The sequence below is a fragment of the Pseudomonas sp. 91RF genome (assembly GCF_003576265.1).
GTDB lineage: Bacteria > Pseudomonadota > Gammaproteobacteria > Pseudomonadales > Pseudomonadaceae > Aquipseudomonas > Aquipseudomonas kribbensis.
This window is the reverse complement of sequence record NZ_QWFC01000015.1, coordinates 50,126-64,339: the sequence shown is the minus strand read 5'-3', so window position 1 is coordinate 64,339 and position 14,214 is coordinate 50,126. Positions and strand designations below refer to the sequence as shown.

Here is a 14,214-nt window from a genome sequence, read left to right as displayed (position 1 = left end):
ATTAAACCTGGTTCAGACGTTCGGCGATAAAAGTGACGAGCTGGCGAGCGATCTTGCTCTTGCTGGTCTGGGCGAAAACCGTGGCGTGCAGCCCACGGTCGATGACGCTGCAGGCGTTTTCTTCGCTGTTGAAACCAATGCTCGGGTTGGCGACGTCGTTGGCGACGATCAGATCGAGATTCTTGTCCTTCAGCTTGCGTGCAGCGTAGTCGAGCAGGTGTTCGGTCTCGGCGGCGAAGCCGACACTGAACGGACGGTCGGGACGGGTCGCGATGGTGGCCAGGATGTCCGGGTTGCGCACCATTTGCAGGACGAAGCCGTCGCCGCTCGTAGGGTCTTTCTTCAATTTTTGCGGGGCGACGACTTCAGGACGGTAGTCCGCGACCGCCGCCGAGGCGATGAAGATGTCGCAAGGGATCGCGGCTTCGCAGGCCGCGAGCATGTCGCGGGCGCTGACCACGTCGATACGCGTGACGCGATCCGGTGTCGGCAAATGCACCGGGCCACTGATCAGCGTGACGCGGGCGCCGGCTTCCACCGCCGCTTCCGCCAGGGCGAAGCCCATTTTGCCGGAGCTGTGGTTGGTGATGTAGCGCACCGGGTCGATGTTTTCCTGGGTCGGACCGGCGGTGATCACCACGTGCTTGCCGGTCAGCGCCTGACGCTGGAAACAGTCTGCCGCGAGCTGGGCCAGATCGGTGGCTTCCATCATGCGGCCCATGCCGACGTCGCCGCAGGCCTGGCTGCCGGAGGCCGGGCCGAAGGTCTTCAGGCCACGGCTTTCAAGGAGTTGCAGGTTGGCCTGGGTCGCCGGGTCACGCCACATGGCCTGGTTCATGGCCGGGGCGACAGCGACGATGGCGTCGGTGGCCAGCACCAATGTGGTCAGCAGATCGTTGGCGATGCCCTGGGCCAGGCGGGCCAGCAGGTCGGCGGTGGCCGGGGCGATCAGCACCAGATCGGCCCATTTGGCCAGTTCGATGTGGCCCATCGCCGCTTCGGCGGCCGGGTCGAGCAGATCCAGGTGAACCGGGTGGCCGGACAGGGCCTGCATGGTCAGCGGGGTGATGAATTCGCTGCCGCCACGGGTCATGACCACGCGCACTTCGGCGCCCTGATCGATCAGGCGGCGCACAAGGTCGGCGCTCTTGTAGGCAGCGATACCGCCGCCGACGCCCAGAACGATGCGTTTCCGATACAGCCGCTGCATAGGTCTGCCTTTCATTTCGTTGGTGACATGCGTGGCGAAACCCCCTCCCCAGGGTGAATTCGCCCGCAAAAAAGATGGGCTACGATATCACAGCGACCGCTACGGAACAGCGGCGCCCACAGACAAGGAATGTGTATGAGTATTCGCGATTGGCCGGCGGCGGAAAGGCCGCGGGAGAAGCTGTTGGAACAGGGCTCGGGAAGTCTTTCCGATGCCGAATTGCTGGCGATTTTTCTACGCACCGGCGTATCCGGTAAAAGCGCGGTGGATCTGGCGCGACACTTGTTGAATCAGTTCGGCAGCCTGCGGGCCTTGCTGGAGGCAGATCTCGGCGCGTTCAGCGAGCAATTGGGCCTGGGGCCGGCGAAGTTTGCCCAACTGCAGGCTGTGCTGGAGATGGGGCGGCGACATTTGGCCGAGCGCATGCGGCAGAAAACGGCGCTGGAGAATCCACAGGTGGTCCGCGATTACCTCAAGGCCATGTTGCGCCACGAGCCGCACGAGGTTTTCGGCTGCCTGTTTCTGGATTCCAAACATCAGGTGCTGACCTTTGAAACGCTGTTTCGGGGCTCGATCGACAACACGGCGGTGCATCCCCGGGAAGTGGTAAAGCGTTCTCTGGCCAACAACGCGGCAGCTGTGATCCTGTGTCATAACCATCCGTCGGGTAACACCGATCCCAGTCAGGCTGATCGATTATTGACCAAGCGATTGCAGAAGGCTTTGGAACTGATCGACGTTCGGGTGCTCGATCACTTCGTCGTTGGCGATGGGGAGCCATTGTCGATGGCGGAGTGTGGCTGGATGTAATCGAGATTCTGAAAGCGAGGTGAATCCCTGTGGGAGCGAGCCTGCTCGCGATAGCGCCAGACCAGTCACCGAATGCATCGACTGATACGACGCCATCGCGAGCAGGCTCGCTCCCACAGGGGGTTTGTGTTGTGGCGAGTTATTTGAGGGTGACCTTGGAGTAATCCTGCCGCCCGAACGGGCTCACCGAATAGCCCTGCACGTCTTTACGCGTCAGGGCGTAGGCGGTCGGATGCGCCAGCGGCAGCCAAAGCGCCTGCTGCTGAATCTGCGCCTGCGCCTGTTCATAGAGCTTTGTGCGCACGCCCTGCTCGCTGGTGGTCTTGCCGGCGCTGATCAGCTTGTCCAGATCGGCGTTGCAGTAGCGGGCGAAGTTGGTGCCGGACTTCACCGCCGCGCAGGAAAACTGCGGTGTGAGGAAGTTGTCCGGGTCGCCGTTGTCACCGGCCCAGCCCATGAACAGCAGGTCATGCTCGCCAGCCTTGGCACGACGAATCAGTTCGCCCCATTCGATCACGCGGATTTCCGCCTGTATGCCGATTTCCGCCAGATCCGATTGCAGCAGTTGTGCGCCGAGGCTCGGGTTCGGGTTGAGCAGGCTGCCGGACGGACGCGTCCAGATGGTGGTCTGGAAACCATCCTTCAGGCCGGCCTTGGCCAGCAAAGCCTTGGCTTTTGCCACGTCGTGCGGGTAAACCGGCAGGTTCTTCGCGTAGCTCCAGGTATTCGGCGGGTACGGGCCGTTGGCGGGTTCGGCAGTGTCTTCGAACACCGCTTTCAGGTAGTTGGCCTTGTCGAAGGCGAGGTTGATCGCCTGACGCACTTCCGGCTTGTCCAATGGCGGATGCTGGCTGTTGATGCCAACGAATGCGGTCATGAACGCGTCAGTTTTTTCGATTTTCAGCGTCGGTTCTTCTTTCGCGGCCTGTACGTCCAGTGGTTTTGGCGACAGGGCAATCTGGCACTCGTTACGCCGCAGCTTTTGCAGGCGCACGTTGGCGTCCGGGGTAATGGCGAAGATCAGCGGGTCAACTGCCGGTTTGCCGCCGAAGTAGTCCGGGTTGGCCTTGTAGCGGATCGACGCGTCTTTCTGGAACCGGGTGAACACGAACGGGCCGGTGCCGATCGGCTGGCTGTTGAGCTTGTCGGTCGCGTTGGCCTTCAGCAGTTTGTCGGCGTATTCGGCGGAATAGATCGAGGCGAAACCCATGCTCAGGGTTGCCAGGAATGTCGAGTCCGGATGATCAAGTGTGAAGCGTACGGTCAGCGGGTCCAGGGCGTCGATCTTCTTGATCAGGCTTGGCAACTGCATCGACTGGGCGTGCGGGAAGCCGCTCTGGGCAACCTTGTGCCACGGGTTGGCCGGGTCGAGCATGCGGTCGAAGCTGAATTTGACGTCTTCGGCGGTCAGCTCACGGGTCGGCTTGAAGTACTCGGTGCTGTGGAACTTCACCTGCGGGTGCAGTTTGAATATATAAGTCAGGCCGTCGGTGCTGACTTCCCAGCTGTCGGCCAGGCTCGGGACCACTTTGCCGGTCGCCGTATCGAAGTCCACCAGGCGGTTCATCAGCACATCGGCCGAGGCGTTGGTGGTGGTCAGGGAGTTGTACTGCACCACGTCGAACCCTTCGGGGCTGGCCTCGGTGCACACGCTCAGGGCGGCGGCATGGGCCAGGGGGCTCAGCAATAATGGGGCGAGCAGCAGGGGGAGGGCAGCGAGGCGCATGGTCGGCTTCCTTTACAGATCGAAGGCCCATCTGCAAGTGCAGTCTGGAAAAGGCCTACCCTAGTGGTCGCGATTGCAAATGACTATCCCCTTTTTGCATTTTCGGGGCTGTGCGGCTGAGGATTTGTCGGAAGTGGCGGCAGGAAAAGTCCCGAATGCGGGTATGATCGGTTTTCTTCGACGAATGGTAAAAATTGCCGCCAGCCTTTGCCCAAGCCGCTTGCGGGCAGAAAAAGCGGCTTTTTGGCCATTCATTGCACACGGAAAGTTGTTGCTCCGTGGTCTTTCTGGTATAAAGCAGCGCTCTTTTCTAGGGGCCCGGTTCCTTCGCTTGTAGGTGTAGCCGGTAAGACCTCTAAAGAATCGCGGCGCCTGGCGCCACAATGACTAGAGATTAAGCGGCCAACCCATGCCGGGTTGGGCATGTGGTTTTAGAGGGCTGAGGCATGTCTAGAGTATGTCAAGTTACCGGTAAGGGTCCGGTAACCGGGAATAACATTTCCCACGCAAACAACAAAACCCGTCGTCGTTTCCTGCCGAACCTGCAGCATCACCGCTTCTGGGTTGAAGAAGAGAAACGTTTCGTACGCCTGCGCGTTTCCGCCAAAGGCATGCGTATCATCGACAAGCGTGGCATCAGCGTTGTGCTGGCCGAGCTGCGTCGCGACGGCAAGATTTAAGGGAGCTAATCATGCGTGAATTGATTCGTTTGATTTCGAGCGCCGGTACTGGTCACTTCTACACTACCGACAAGAACAAGCGTACTACCCCGGACAAAATCGAGATCAAGAAATATGATCCGGTTGTTCGCAAGCACGTGATCTACAAGGAAGGCAAAATCAAGTAATTGATTTTTCCCGACTTACGAAAAAGGCCCGTATCTCACGATACGGGCCTTTTTTGTTGCCTGGCGAAAGGCTTCAGGCCTTCTGTTCGAAGATCACATAGACCTTGCGGCACGCCTCCAGCACTTCCCAGGTGCCACGGAAACCGGCCGGAATCACGAAGCGGTCGCCGACACGCAGGGTCTTGGCATTGCCTTCGCCGTCACGCAGCACCGAAACGCCCTGGAGGATTTCGCAGTATTCGTGCTCGGTGTAATTCACTGTCCACTGACCCACTGCACCTTCCCACACGCCGACGCCCATTTGCCCGCAAGGGCTGTCGTATTGATTGAACACCGCTTGTTCGGGATCGCCCTTGAGGACTTTGGCCGGATCCGGGCGATAGCGCTCGGCCTGGTCCATGGTCAGGCTGATGTCGACGACGTTCTGGATGTTCATTGTTGTTTTCTCCTGTGATGACGGCGCGGTGGCTTGAAAGGGCCAAAGTCTATGTTGATTAAATTGAACGCCGCAAGGCGATATGGAAGCCTTATGTCAAATATATTGAAACAACCCCGGCCGCTGGTTTAGGGTGGCGGGTGCCTTGGGCCGAAAACAGGCTGGCCGGGCAGAATTCCTGAGGACGCCGGCGAAGATCGCGCGGCGCTCGTATTCAACAAGAGGAGGACACTCGAATGACCACCCTGACTCGTGCCGACTGGGAACAACGCGCCCGCGACCTGAAGATCGAAGGCCGCGCCTACCTCAATGGCGAGTACACCGATGCCGTCTCCGGCGAGACCTTCGAGTGCATCAGCCCGGTCGATGGCCGTCTGCTGGGCAAGATTGCCAGCTGTGACGCCGCCGATGCCCAGCGCGCCGTGGAAAACGCCCGCGCCACCTTCAATTCCGGCGTCTGGTCGCGCCTGGCACCGACCAAACGCAAAGCCACCATGATCCGTTTCGCCGGCCTGCTCAAGCAGCACGCCGAAGAGCTGGCCCTGCTCGAAACCCTCGACATGGGCAAGCCGATCAGCGATTCGCTGTACATCGACGTGCCGGGTGCCGCGCAAGCCTTGAGCTGGAGCGGTGAAGCGATCGACAAGATTTACGACGAAGTCGCCGCCACCCCGCACGACCAACTGGGTCTGGTAACCCGCGAGCCAGTGGGCGTGGTCGGTGCCATCGTGCCGTGGAACTTCCCGCTGATGATGGCCTGCTGGAAACTCGGCCCGGCCCTGTCGACCGGTAACTCGGTGATCCTCAAACCGTCGGAAAAATCCCCGCTGACCGCCATCCGCATCGCCGAACTGGCGGTCGAGGCCGGCATTCCGAAAGGCGTGCTGAACGTGCTGCCGGGCTACGGCCACACCGTCGGCAAGGCGTTGGCTCTGCATAACGACGTCGACACTTTGGTGTTCACCGGTTCGACCAAGATTGCCAAGCAACTGATGATCTATTCCGGCGAATCGAACATGAAACGCGTCTGGCTGGAAGCCGGCGGCAAGAGCCCGAACATCGTGTTTGCCGATGCGCCGGACCTGCAAGCTGCCGCCGAATCCGCCGCCAGCGCCATTGCCTTCAACCAGGGCGAAGTCTGCACCGCCGGTTCGCGTCTGCTGGTCGAGCGTTCGATCAAGGACAAATTCCTGCCGATGGTGATCGAGGCGCTGAAAGCCTGGAAGCCGGGCAACCCGCTGGACCCGGCCACCAACGTGGGTGCGCTGGTCGACACTCAACAAATGAACACCGTGCTGTCCTATATCGAGTCGGGCCACACCGACGGCGCCAAACTGGTGGCCGGCGGCAAGCGCATCCTTCAGGAAACCGGTGGCACCTACGTCGAGCCGACGATTTTCGACGGCGTGAGCAATGCGATGAAGATTGCCCAGGAAGAGATCTTCGGCCCGGTGCTGTCGGTCATCGCCTTCGACACGGCCGAGGAAGCGATCAACATCGCCAACGACACGCCTTACGGTCTGGCCGCAGCGGTCTGGACTCAGGACATTTCCAAGGCGCACCTGACCGCCAAGGCCCTGCGGGCCGGCAGCGTGTGGGTCAATCAGTACGACGGCGGCGACATGACCGCACCGTTCGGCGGCTTCAAGCAGTCGGGCAACGGCCGTGACAAGTCGCTGCATGCGTTCGACAAATACACCGAGCTGAAGGCGACCTGGATCAAGCTGTAAACCGCTGAGGGAGCCTGAGTGAATCAGGCTCCCGAATCGAACAGAGATCCCTGTGGGAGCGAGCCTGCTCGCGATAGCGGTGTGACAGTCGACTTCAATGTTGAATGTGTCACCGCTATCGCGAGCAGGCTCGCTCCCACATTGGTTTTGTGTGCACATAAAAATTATCCACAGGAGCGTGGACCATGCGTTGGGCGACGTATTTCGCCGTGTTGGCGTCTGTCTTGAGTGTTGGCCTGGCCCTTGGCGTCAGCATGCCGCTGGTGTCGTTGCGTCTGGAGGGCTGGGGTTACGGCTCGTTCGCCATCGGTGTGATGGCGGCGATGCCGGCCATTGGCGTGTTGCTGGGGGCGAAGGTTTCGAGTCATCTGGCGGCGCGCTTCGGCACAGCGAACCTGATGCGCCTGTGCCTGTGGGGTGGGGCGTTGTCCATCGGTTTGCTGGCGCTGCTGCCGAGTTATCCGATCTGGCTGGTGCTGCGGTTGATGATCGGGGTGATCCTGACCATTGTGTTCATCCTCGGCGAGAGCTGGATCAATCAACTGGTGGTCGAACAGTGGCGCGGGCGATTGGTGGCGCTGTATGGCAGCAGTTATGCGCTCAGCCAACTGTCCGGTCCGTTGCTGTTGGGTGCGCTCGGTACCGAGCATGATTACGGCTTCTGGGTAGGTGTCGGCCTTTTGATCGCAGCGCCACTTCTGCTGCTGGGTCGCAGCGGCGCGCCCAGCAGCGAGGCCAGCAGCGTGACGTTCGGCGATCTGTGGGGCTTCGCTCGCGAACTGCCGGCAATCGCCTGGGCGGTGTCGCTGTTCGCCGCATTCGAGGCGATGATCCTGACCCTGTTGCCGGTGTACTGCCTGCAACAGGGCTTCACGGCGGAAATCGCGCTGGCGATGGTCAGCACCGTGGTGGTGGGTGACGCGCTGCTGCAATTGCCCATCGGTGCGCTGGCCGACTACCTGTCGCGGCGGACCTTGTTTGCCGGTTGCGCCGTGGTGCTGATGCTGTCGAGTCTGGCGATCCCGATGCTGATCGACACCCTGCTGATCTGGCCGCTGTGGGTACTGTTCGGCGCCAGTGCCGGTGGCCTGTTCACCCTGTCGCTGATTTTGATTGGCGAGCGCTACCGTGACGACGCGCTGGTGCGCGCCAATGCGCATGTTGCGCAGCTGTGGGGCGTTGGTTGTCTGATCGGGCCGTTGGCGGCGGGGGCGGGCAGTCAATGGATCAGCGGGCACGCGTTGCCGTGGTTCATGGCGGCCGGGGCGTTCGGGCTGGTGATTCTGCTGTCGCGGCAAGGGGCGTTCGGCAAGGTGCCGGAGCCTGCCTGATGTTCAAGCTGGGGCGGGCTGCTACAGCATCCGCTCCAGCCCCACCGTGGTGCTGAACCATGCATTGAAGCGCCGCCACCAGCTGCCGGGCTCCTTGGTCAGCGTGTGCATCTGACCGTTGTCCTCGGTAACCCAGACGACTTTCCCGTCCTGCAATTTCGCCTCGTAACTTAACGCCGGCGCCATGCCCTGCAAGGCCAGTTCCCGTACATGGGCAGCCAGCTCGGGGCTGTCCACCAGCACCCCGACTTCGGTGTTCCACAGCACCGAGCGTGGGTCGAAATTGAACGAGCCGATGAACGCTTTTTTCCCGTCGAAGATCATCGCCTTGCTGTGCAGGCTGGAATCCGAGCCGCGAAACGACTTGCTGTAAAACAGGTGCGGGCCGCTGCCGAAGTTATCCCCAGGCTGGCGCCGCAGTTCATACAACTTCACGCCATGTTCCAGCAATGCCTTGCGATAGGGCGCGTAACCCCCGTGCACCGCTGGCACGTCGGTGGCTTCCAGTGAGTTGGTCAACAGGCTCACCGATACGCCCGCATCGGCACGACCGGTCAGGTAGACCAGCCCTGGCTGGCCCGGCACGAAGTAGGCGGAAATCATCATCAGTTCCTTGCTGACGCCCCGCAGCTCCGGTGCCAGTTGCGTGGTCAGCAGCAGTTGCGGATCCGGCTCGCCGTCCGCCAGCACTTTGCTCGGGGCGTCCCACAGCGCCTGGTTCCACGCCCAGATCAACTCCCGGCGCCAGATGTCCATGCGCGGGTGGGTGGTGAAGGTCATCAACTGCTGATAGAGCGCGTGATTCTGTTTGCGGGTTTCCTCGAGGGATTCTTCCAGGCGCGTGCGGGTGTTCTGCAGGTCTTTGGCCGAAGGTTTGCTGGAGAGGAATTCCTCGATCGGTTTGCTCAGGGCGCTGTTCCAGTACTGATCGAAGCCGTGCCCGAGCTGTTCGGCCACCGGCCCGACGCTGAGCATGTCGATGTCGGTGAAGTTCAGGTTGGGCTCGGCATCGAAGTACTCGTCACCCAGATTGCGCCCGCCGACAATGGCGGCGCTGTTGTCTGCCAGCCACAGTTTGTTGTGCATCCGCCGGTGTTGCTGCGACAGGTTGAACAGCCGGCCTGCGGCGCGGGTCACACCGGTGCTGCGGCCCAGATGCAGTGGATTGAACAGGCGGATCTGGATATTCGGATGCGCCGCCAGTGTGGCGATGATCAGGTCGAGGCCGTCGCTGGTGGTGTCGTCCAGCAGGATGCGCACCCGCACGCCACGGTCGGCAGCCTTCAACACTTCTTCCACCAGCATCCGCGTACTGATGCCGTCGTGGACGATGTAGTACTGCAAATCGAGGCTGCTCTGGGCGTTGCGGATCAACTCGGCGCGGGCGGTGAAGGCTTCGGTGCTGTTGGACAACAGGCGAAAGCCGGACTGGCCTTTGTACGGTGCGGCCTGGGCCTGGATCGAGCGGCCGAAACTCGATGAAGAGGCCGGCAATGCCTGGCTTGGCTCGCGCGGCACGTCGAGGGTCGCGCAACCGCCCAGAAACGAGGCGAGTAGCAGCAGAGCGAGTAGGGGCTGTCTGAAGCTCACGTAGGATCGTTCCGATTGGCGGCAAGGGTCGGCATATGGACGCGGGTCTCTGGAAAAAGGTCAGTCGGCTTCAGCAAGCAGCTTGATCGCCGCCGCACCGACTTTGCGCACGGCTTCTTCGATGAGCGGTGTCGGCTTGGCAGCGTAGTTCATGCGCAGGCAATTGCGGTACTTGCCGGAGGCGGAAAAGATGCTGCCGACGGCAATCTGTACGCCCTGATCGTGCAGTGCCCGATTCAGTTTCAGCGTATCGAAACTCTCCGGCAGTTCGACCCAGAGCATGAAGCTGCCCTGCGGGCGACTGGCGCGGGTGCCGGCCGGGAAGTAACGCGTCACCCAATCGATCATCACGTCGCGATTACGCTGATATTGCGTGCGCATCCGCCGCAAATGCGGTTCGAAGTGCCCGGCCTTGAGAAATTCGGCGATGGCGATCTGCGGTTGTGGCGCTGTAGAACCGGTGCTGATGTATTTCATGTGCAGCACTCGCTCGAGGTATCGACCCGGCGCGACCCAGCCGATGCGCAGCCCCGGTGCCAGGGTCTTGGAAAACGAACTGCACATCAACACGCGGCCGTCCTCGTCGAAGGATTTGATCGTGCGCGGACGCGGGTAGGTGTAGGCCAGTTCGCCATACACGTCGTCCTCGATGATCGCCACGTCGAAACGCTGGGCCAGCGTCAACAACGCGCGTTTGCGCGACTCCGGCATGATGTAGCCGAGGGGGTTGTTGCAGTTGGGCGTGAGCTGGATGACCTTGATCGGCCACTGCTCCAGCGCCAGTTCCAGGGCTTCGAGGCTGATGCCGGTGAGCGGGTCGGTGGGGATTTCCAGCGCTTTCATGCCCAGTCCCTTGAGGGTCTGCATGGCGCCGTGAAAGCTTGGCGAGTCCACCGCGACGATGTCACCCGGCTCGCAGATCGCGTGGATGCTGGTGGACAGCGCTTCGTGGCAACCGGTGGTGACGACGAGGTCGCTGGCGCTCAACTGGCAGCCCGAATCGAGCATCAGCCGGGCGATCTGTTCGCGCAGTTCAAGGGTGCCGTGGATATTGTCGTAATACAGACCGGGCATGTCCTGACGGCGGCTGATACGGGCCAGCCCGCGCAGCAGCGGTTTCATTGTCGGTGAGGAGATGTCCGGCATGCCGCGACCGAGTTGCACCACGTCCTTGCGCGGCACCGCGCGAATCAGTTCCAGCACCTGATCCCACTGGGAAATCTCCACCGGACGCTGGGCCGGACGCCCGATGGCCGGCAGTTCCGGCAACTCGCGGCCCACCGGCACGAAGTAGCCTGATTTGGGCTTTGGCGTGGCCAGGCCGCTGTCTTCCAGCATTCGATAGGCCTGCTGCACCGTGCTCAGGCTGACCCCATGTTCTACGCTCAAGGCGCGCACCGACGGCAGGCGATCTCCAGGACGGTAGAAGCCTTGTTCGATGCGGGTGCCGAGCAACTCGGCGAGGTTCACATACAGGGTCATGGCACTGCCTCGATGCAGGTGATTCGAAAAACCAGTACAGATGCGGCGTAAATCGACAATTCAGTCCCGGAGACAGCAAATCTGTATGGAAATAATACAGATGCGTTGAATCTGTAATGCTTTTGTTGGCCCGCGCATCATGGAATCTCTGGCTACCCAAGTAAACAGGAGCGACAAAAAATGAACGGCTTGAGCGATGTGCGGCTGACGTTACACAGTCAGGAACTGGAGGCGGGGCAACAGGACAGGGCGCGCAACGAGATGCTACGCAACGCGCCGTCCGGCCTGAGTCGCTGGGGCCTGTTCTGGCATCGTCTGCACACACGCAAAGCGCTGCTGGGCCTGACGCCGGAGCAGCTCAAGGATGTCGGGCTGACACGGGAACAGGCGCTTGAGGAAGGGTTGAAGCCGTTCTGGCGGATCTGAATCTTCGGAACTCATGAAGCCATTCGCGAGCAGGCTCGCTCCCACAGGGATATGCATTCCAAAGTGGGAGCGAGCCTGCTCGCGAAGGCGTCATCAATGGCGCTGCAAAAATATCAGACCAGCTCTTTGAGCCGGTGCCACAACATCCCCAACGCCAGCAACGGCGAGCGCAGATGCTTGCCGCCTGGGAAGGTGATGTGTGGCACTTTGGCGAACAGGTCGAAGCCACCGCTGTGCTGGCCGCTGATGGCCTCGGCCAGCAGCTTGCCCGCCAGGTGCGTGGCATTCACGCCGTGGCCGGAATAGGCCTGGGCGTAATACACGTTCGGCTGATCGCTGAGCCGGCCAATCTGCGGCAGACGGTTGGCACCGATGCCGATCATCCCACCCCACTGATAATCAATCTTCGCCGAGGCGAGCTGCGGGAACACTTCCAGCATCTTCGGCCGCATGTAGGCGCCGATGTCTTTCGGGTCGCGCCCCGAGTAATGGCAGGCGCCGCCGAACAGCAGACGACGGTCCGCCGAGAGCCGGTAGTAATCCAGCGCCACCCGCTGGTCGCAGACCGCCATGTTCTGTGGCAGCAGGGCGTGGGCCTGTTCTTCGCTCAAAGGTTCGGTGGCGATGATGTAGCTGCCGGCCGGCAGCACCTTGCCGCTGAGTTGCGGATTCAGATTGTTGAGATAGGCATTGCAGCCCAGCACCAGGGTTTTCGCCCGCACCGAACCTTGTGCCGTATGGACCCGGACTTCGGGGCCGTAGTCGATGCGGGTGACTGCCGATTGCTCGAACAGCTTCACCCCGAGTTGCTGCGCTGCCGCAGCTTCGCCGAGTGCCAGATTCAGCGGGTGCAGATGGCCGGAACCCATGTCGATCAAACCACCGACGTAGCGTTTGGAGCCGACTACCGTGTGCATCTCGTTGGCTTGCAACAGTCGGGTTTCGTAGCGGTAACCGAGGCCGCGCAATTCTTCGGCGTCTTCGGCAAAGCCTTCCAGGTCGGAAGCTTTGTTGGCGAGGTCGCAATAACCCCAGGTCAGGTCGCAGGGGATCTGAAATTTCTCGACGCGCTGTCGGACGATTTCCACCGCTTCCAGCCCCATGAGTTTCATCTGACGCACACCGTCGGCGCCGATCACGTTGGCGAACTGGTCGAGGCCATGACCGACCCCGCGAATCAACTGTCCGCCGTTGCGCCCGCTGGCACCCCAGCCGATCCGGTGCGCTTCCAGAAGCACCACGCTCAAACCCCGTTCAGCCAATTCCAGCGCGGTGTTCAGCCCGGAAAAACCGCCACCGACCACGCACACGTCGGCGATCAGTTCACCTTGCAGCACCGGATGGTCGGGTTGCGGCAGGCTGCTGGCGGCGTAGTAAGAGGCAACGTGGGGTTGGCTCGCGAAGGCTTGGGCGCGGGCATTCATGGGCGTCATCCTGAGCGGGTGTCGAGAAAATTTGACGGAGCATAAGCCGCAGGCCCGAGGCCGGGCAACATTGGTCGCCCCGTGGTGTCTGGATCACGGCTTTTGCGGCACAATTGCCGCCTATTTCGCTCCGGTTACCGCTGCAATGAGCTGCAACAGTCAGAAAATCCGCACCCTGCGTCAGCAGATTCCCACGTTCGAGTGCGTGCCGGGCTGTCATGACTGCTGCGGGCCGGTGACCACTTCGCCCGAGGAAATGGCCCGCCTGCCGCGCAAGACCCGCGCCGAGCAGGACGCGGCCATGGAAGAACTCAACTGCGTGCACCTGGGGCCGAGCGGCTGCACGGTGTATGACGAGCGGCCGCTGATCTGCCGTTTGTTCGGCACCACCCGGACCTTGCCGTGCCCCAACGGCCGGCGGCCGGTGGAGCTGATTCACCCACGAGTCGAGAAGCAGGTGTTCGAGTACATGGCCGAAAACCGGCAGGTGCTGGTTTAGTCAGTTGAACCGAGTTGCCCGCATCGCTAGCAGGCTAGCTCCCACGGGTACAGCGGTGTTCCTGTGGGAGCCAGCCTGCTGGCGATGGTCGCACCGCCAGTCTCAATCCGGAATCGGCAGGCTCAGGCTCTCTTTCACTTCTTCCATCACGATGTAGCTCTTGGATTCGCGCACGTGCGGCAGCTTGAGCAGGATGTCGCCCAGCAGCTTGCGGTACGAGGCCATCTCGGAAATCCGCGCCTTCACCAGATAGTCGAAATCCCCTGACACCAGGTGGCACTCCAGCACGTGGGGCAATTTCAGCACGGCGCGTCGGAACTCTTCGAACGTGTCGCCGGACTTGTAGTCGAGGCTGATCTCGACGAACACCAGCAGGCTGCCCTTCAAGTGCTGCGGATTCAGCCGGGCGTTGTAGCCCATGATGATCCCCTCGCGCTCCAGGCGCCGCACCCGCTCGGTGCACGGCGTGGTGGAAAGCCCGACCTTCTCGCCCAGTTCAGTGAATGAAATCCGCCCGTCCGCCTGCAGGATCCGCAAGATGTTGCGGTCGATCTTGTCCAGCTCACGTTTGGTCTGAGTGTTGGTACGCATAGGGGATGCGCCTCCGTGAAAAGGGTTTTTGCCGAGAATTGTCGCCAAATATAGGCGCTTATACAGTGAAAAGCACTGGCGAATCTTTTTTACACTGCGCGCATCATTGCTC

14 protein-coding genes are annotated in these 14,214 nt (G+C 61.3%); 7 read left to right on the top strand and 7 right to left on the bottom strand.

The annotated features are described in order from the left end of the window. Position 1 precedes the first annotated feature (1 nt). Entirely contained in the window at positions 2–1,210 is a 1,209-nt protein-coding gene (gene coaBC / locus DXT77_RS04730) for a bifunctional phosphopantothenoylcysteine decarboxylase/phosphopantothenate--cysteine ligase CoaBC (RefSeq protein ID WP_085708873.1), read from the bottom strand. Between the two features lie 135 nt (positions 1,211–1,345). Here coaBC and radC point away from each other — a divergent pair, with 135 nt between their 5' ends. Next, positions 1,346–2,020, top strand: a complete 675-nt coding sequence (gene radC, locus DXT77_RS04725; protein WP_119426806.1) for a DNA repair protein RadC — start codon at positions 1,346–1,348, stop codon at positions 2,018–2,020. A 139-nt stretch (positions 2,021–2,159) separates the two neighbouring features. Here the strand turns inward: radC and DXT77_RS04720 are convergent, their stop codons facing one another. After that, on the bottom strand, positions 2,160–3,746 hold the full coding sequence (locus DXT77_RS04720; protein WP_119426805.1) for an ABC transporter substrate-binding protein: 1,587 nt from the start codon (positions 3,744–3,746) through the stop codon (positions 2,160–2,162). A gap of 446 nt (positions 3,747–4,192) precedes the next feature. On the opposite strand from DXT77_RS04720, the gene rpmB reads away from it, so the two are divergent. Beyond that, on the top strand, positions 4,193–4,426 hold the full coding sequence (rpmB, locus tag DXT77_RS04715; RefSeq protein WP_003229474.1) for a 50S ribosomal protein L28: 234 nt from the start codon (positions 4,193–4,195) through the stop codon (positions 4,424–4,426). Between the two features lie 11 nt (positions 4,427–4,437). Beyond that, positions 4,438–4,593 (top strand): 50S ribosomal protein L33, encoded by a 156-nt coding sequence (gene rpmG, locus DXT77_RS04710; RefSeq protein WP_003177274.1) that lies wholly within the window; start codon positions 4,438–4,440, stop codon positions 4,591–4,593. Between the two features lie 73 nt (positions 4,594–4,666). Here rpmG and DXT77_RS04705 read toward each other — a convergent pair whose 3' ends face one another. After that, on the bottom strand, positions 4,667–5,029 hold the full coding sequence (locus DXT77_RS04705; protein WP_085708876.1) for a cupin domain-containing protein: 363 nt from the start codon (positions 5,027–5,029) through the stop codon (positions 4,667–4,669). Between the two features lie 236 nt (positions 5,030–5,265). On the opposite strand from DXT77_RS04705, the gene DXT77_RS04700 reads away from it, so the two are divergent. Together DXT77_RS04700 and DXT77_RS04690 are read left to right on the top strand one after the other, a co-directional pair. Next, the gene (locus DXT77_RS04700) at positions 5,266–6,759 is read left to right on the top strand and encodes an aldehyde dehydrogenase (RefSeq protein WP_085708877.1); all 1,494 of its coding nucleotides are present in this window, start codon (positions 5,266–5,268) and stop codon (positions 6,757–6,759) included. Positions 6,760–6,944: 185 nt separating this feature from the next. Further along, positions 6,945–8,090, top strand: a complete 1,146-nt coding sequence (locus DXT77_RS04690; RefSeq protein WP_119426803.1) for an MFS transporter — start codon at positions 6,945–6,947, stop codon at positions 8,088–8,090. A 21-nt stretch (positions 8,091–8,111) separates the two neighbouring features. Here DXT77_RS04690 and DXT77_RS04685 read toward each other — a convergent pair whose 3' ends face one another. Further along, positions 8,112–9,680: a phospholipase D family protein gene (locus DXT77_RS04685; RefSeq protein WP_119426802.1), complete on the bottom strand. Its 1,569-nt coding sequence runs from the start codon at positions 9,678–9,680 to the stop codon at positions 8,112–8,114. Between the two features lie 60 nt (positions 9,681–9,740). Further along, positions 9,741–11,162, bottom strand: a complete 1,422-nt coding sequence (locus DXT77_RS04680; RefSeq protein WP_119426801.1) for a PLP-dependent aminotransferase family protein — start codon at positions 11,160–11,162, stop codon at positions 9,741–9,743. A 180-nt stretch (positions 11,163–11,342) separates the two neighbouring features. Between DXT77_RS04680 and DXT77_RS04675 the strand changes: the two genes are divergently transcribed. Then, complete coding sequence (locus DXT77_RS04675) at positions 11,343–11,588, top strand: DUF1127 domain-containing protein (RefSeq protein WP_119426800.1); 246 nt, start codon at positions 11,343–11,345, stop codon at positions 11,586–11,588. Positions 11,589–11,701: 113 nt separating this feature from the next. On the opposite strand, the gene DXT77_RS04670 is transcribed toward DXT77_RS04675, so the two are convergent. Next, positions 11,702–13,012, bottom strand: a complete 1,311-nt coding sequence (locus DXT77_RS04670; RefSeq protein ID WP_119426799.1) for an FAD-binding oxidoreductase — start codon at positions 13,010–13,012, stop codon at positions 11,702–11,704. A gap of 145 nt (positions 13,013–13,157) precedes the next feature. Here DXT77_RS04670 and DXT77_RS04665 point away from each other — a divergent pair, with 145 nt between their 5' ends. Continuing rightward, positions 13,158–13,511 (top strand): YkgJ family cysteine cluster protein, encoded by a 354-nt coding sequence (locus tag DXT77_RS04665; protein WP_119426798.1) that lies wholly within the window; start codon positions 13,158–13,160, stop codon positions 13,509–13,511. A gap of 102 nt (positions 13,512–13,613) precedes the next feature. Here DXT77_RS04665 and DXT77_RS04660 read toward each other — a convergent pair whose 3' ends face one another. Further along, positions 13,614–14,102 carry an Lrp/AsnC ligand binding domain-containing protein gene (locus DXT77_RS04660; RefSeq protein ID WP_003177284.1) on the bottom strand — a complete coding sequence of 163 codons (489 nt, stop codon included), beginning with the start codon at positions 14,100–14,102 and terminating at the stop codon, positions 13,614–13,616. Between the last annotated feature and the right edge of the window lie 112 nt (positions 14,103–14,214).

Coding starts and splice junctions, on each gene's coding strand:
- rpmG (WP_003177274.1), top strand. CDS start 4,438: ATGCGTGAATTGATTCGTTTGATTTCGAGCGCCGGTACTGGTCACTTC.
- DXT77_RS04705 (WP_085708876.1), bottom strand. CDS start 5,029: ATGAACATCCAGAACGTCGTCGACATCAGCCTGACCATGGACCAGGCC.
- DXT77_RS04720 (WP_119426805.1), bottom strand. CDS start 3,746: ATGCGCCTCGCTGCCCTCCCCCTGCTGCTCGCCCCATTATTGCTGAGC.
- DXT77_RS04680 (WP_119426801.1), bottom strand. CDS start 11,162: ATGACCCTGTATGTGAACCTCGCCGAGTTGCTCGGCACCCGCATCGAA.
- rpmB (WP_003229474.1), top strand. CDS start 4,193: ATGTCTAGAGTATGTCAAGTTACCGGTAAGGGTCCGGTAACCGGGAAT.
- DXT77_RS04660 (WP_003177284.1), bottom strand. CDS start 14,102: ATGCGTACCAACACTCAGACCAAACGTGAGCTGGACAAGATCGACCGC.
- DXT77_RS04670 (WP_119426799.1), bottom strand. CDS start 13,012: ATGAATGCCCGCGCCCAAGCCTTCGCGAGCCAACCCCACGTTGCCTCT.
- DXT77_RS04700 (WP_085708877.1), top strand. CDS start 5,266: ATGACCACCCTGACTCGTGCCGACTGGGAACAACGCGCCCGCGACCTG.
- DXT77_RS04675 (WP_119426800.1), top strand. CDS start 11,343: ATGAACGGCTTGAGCGATGTGCGGCTGACGTTACACAGTCAGGAACTG.
- DXT77_RS04665 (WP_119426798.1), top strand. CDS start 13,158: ATGAGCTGCAACAGTCAGAAAATCCGCACCCTGCGTCAGCAGATTCCC.
- radC (WP_119426806.1), top strand. CDS start 1,346: ATGAGTATTCGCGATTGGCCGGCGGCGGAAAGGCCGCGGGAGAAGCTG.
- coaBC (WP_085708873.1), bottom strand. CDS start 1,210: ATGCAGCGGCTGTATCGGAAACGCATCGTTCTGGGCGTCGGCGGCGGT.
- DXT77_RS04690 (WP_119426803.1), top strand. CDS start 6,945: ATGCGTTGGGCGACGTATTTCGCCGTGTTGGCGTCTGTCTTGAGTGTT.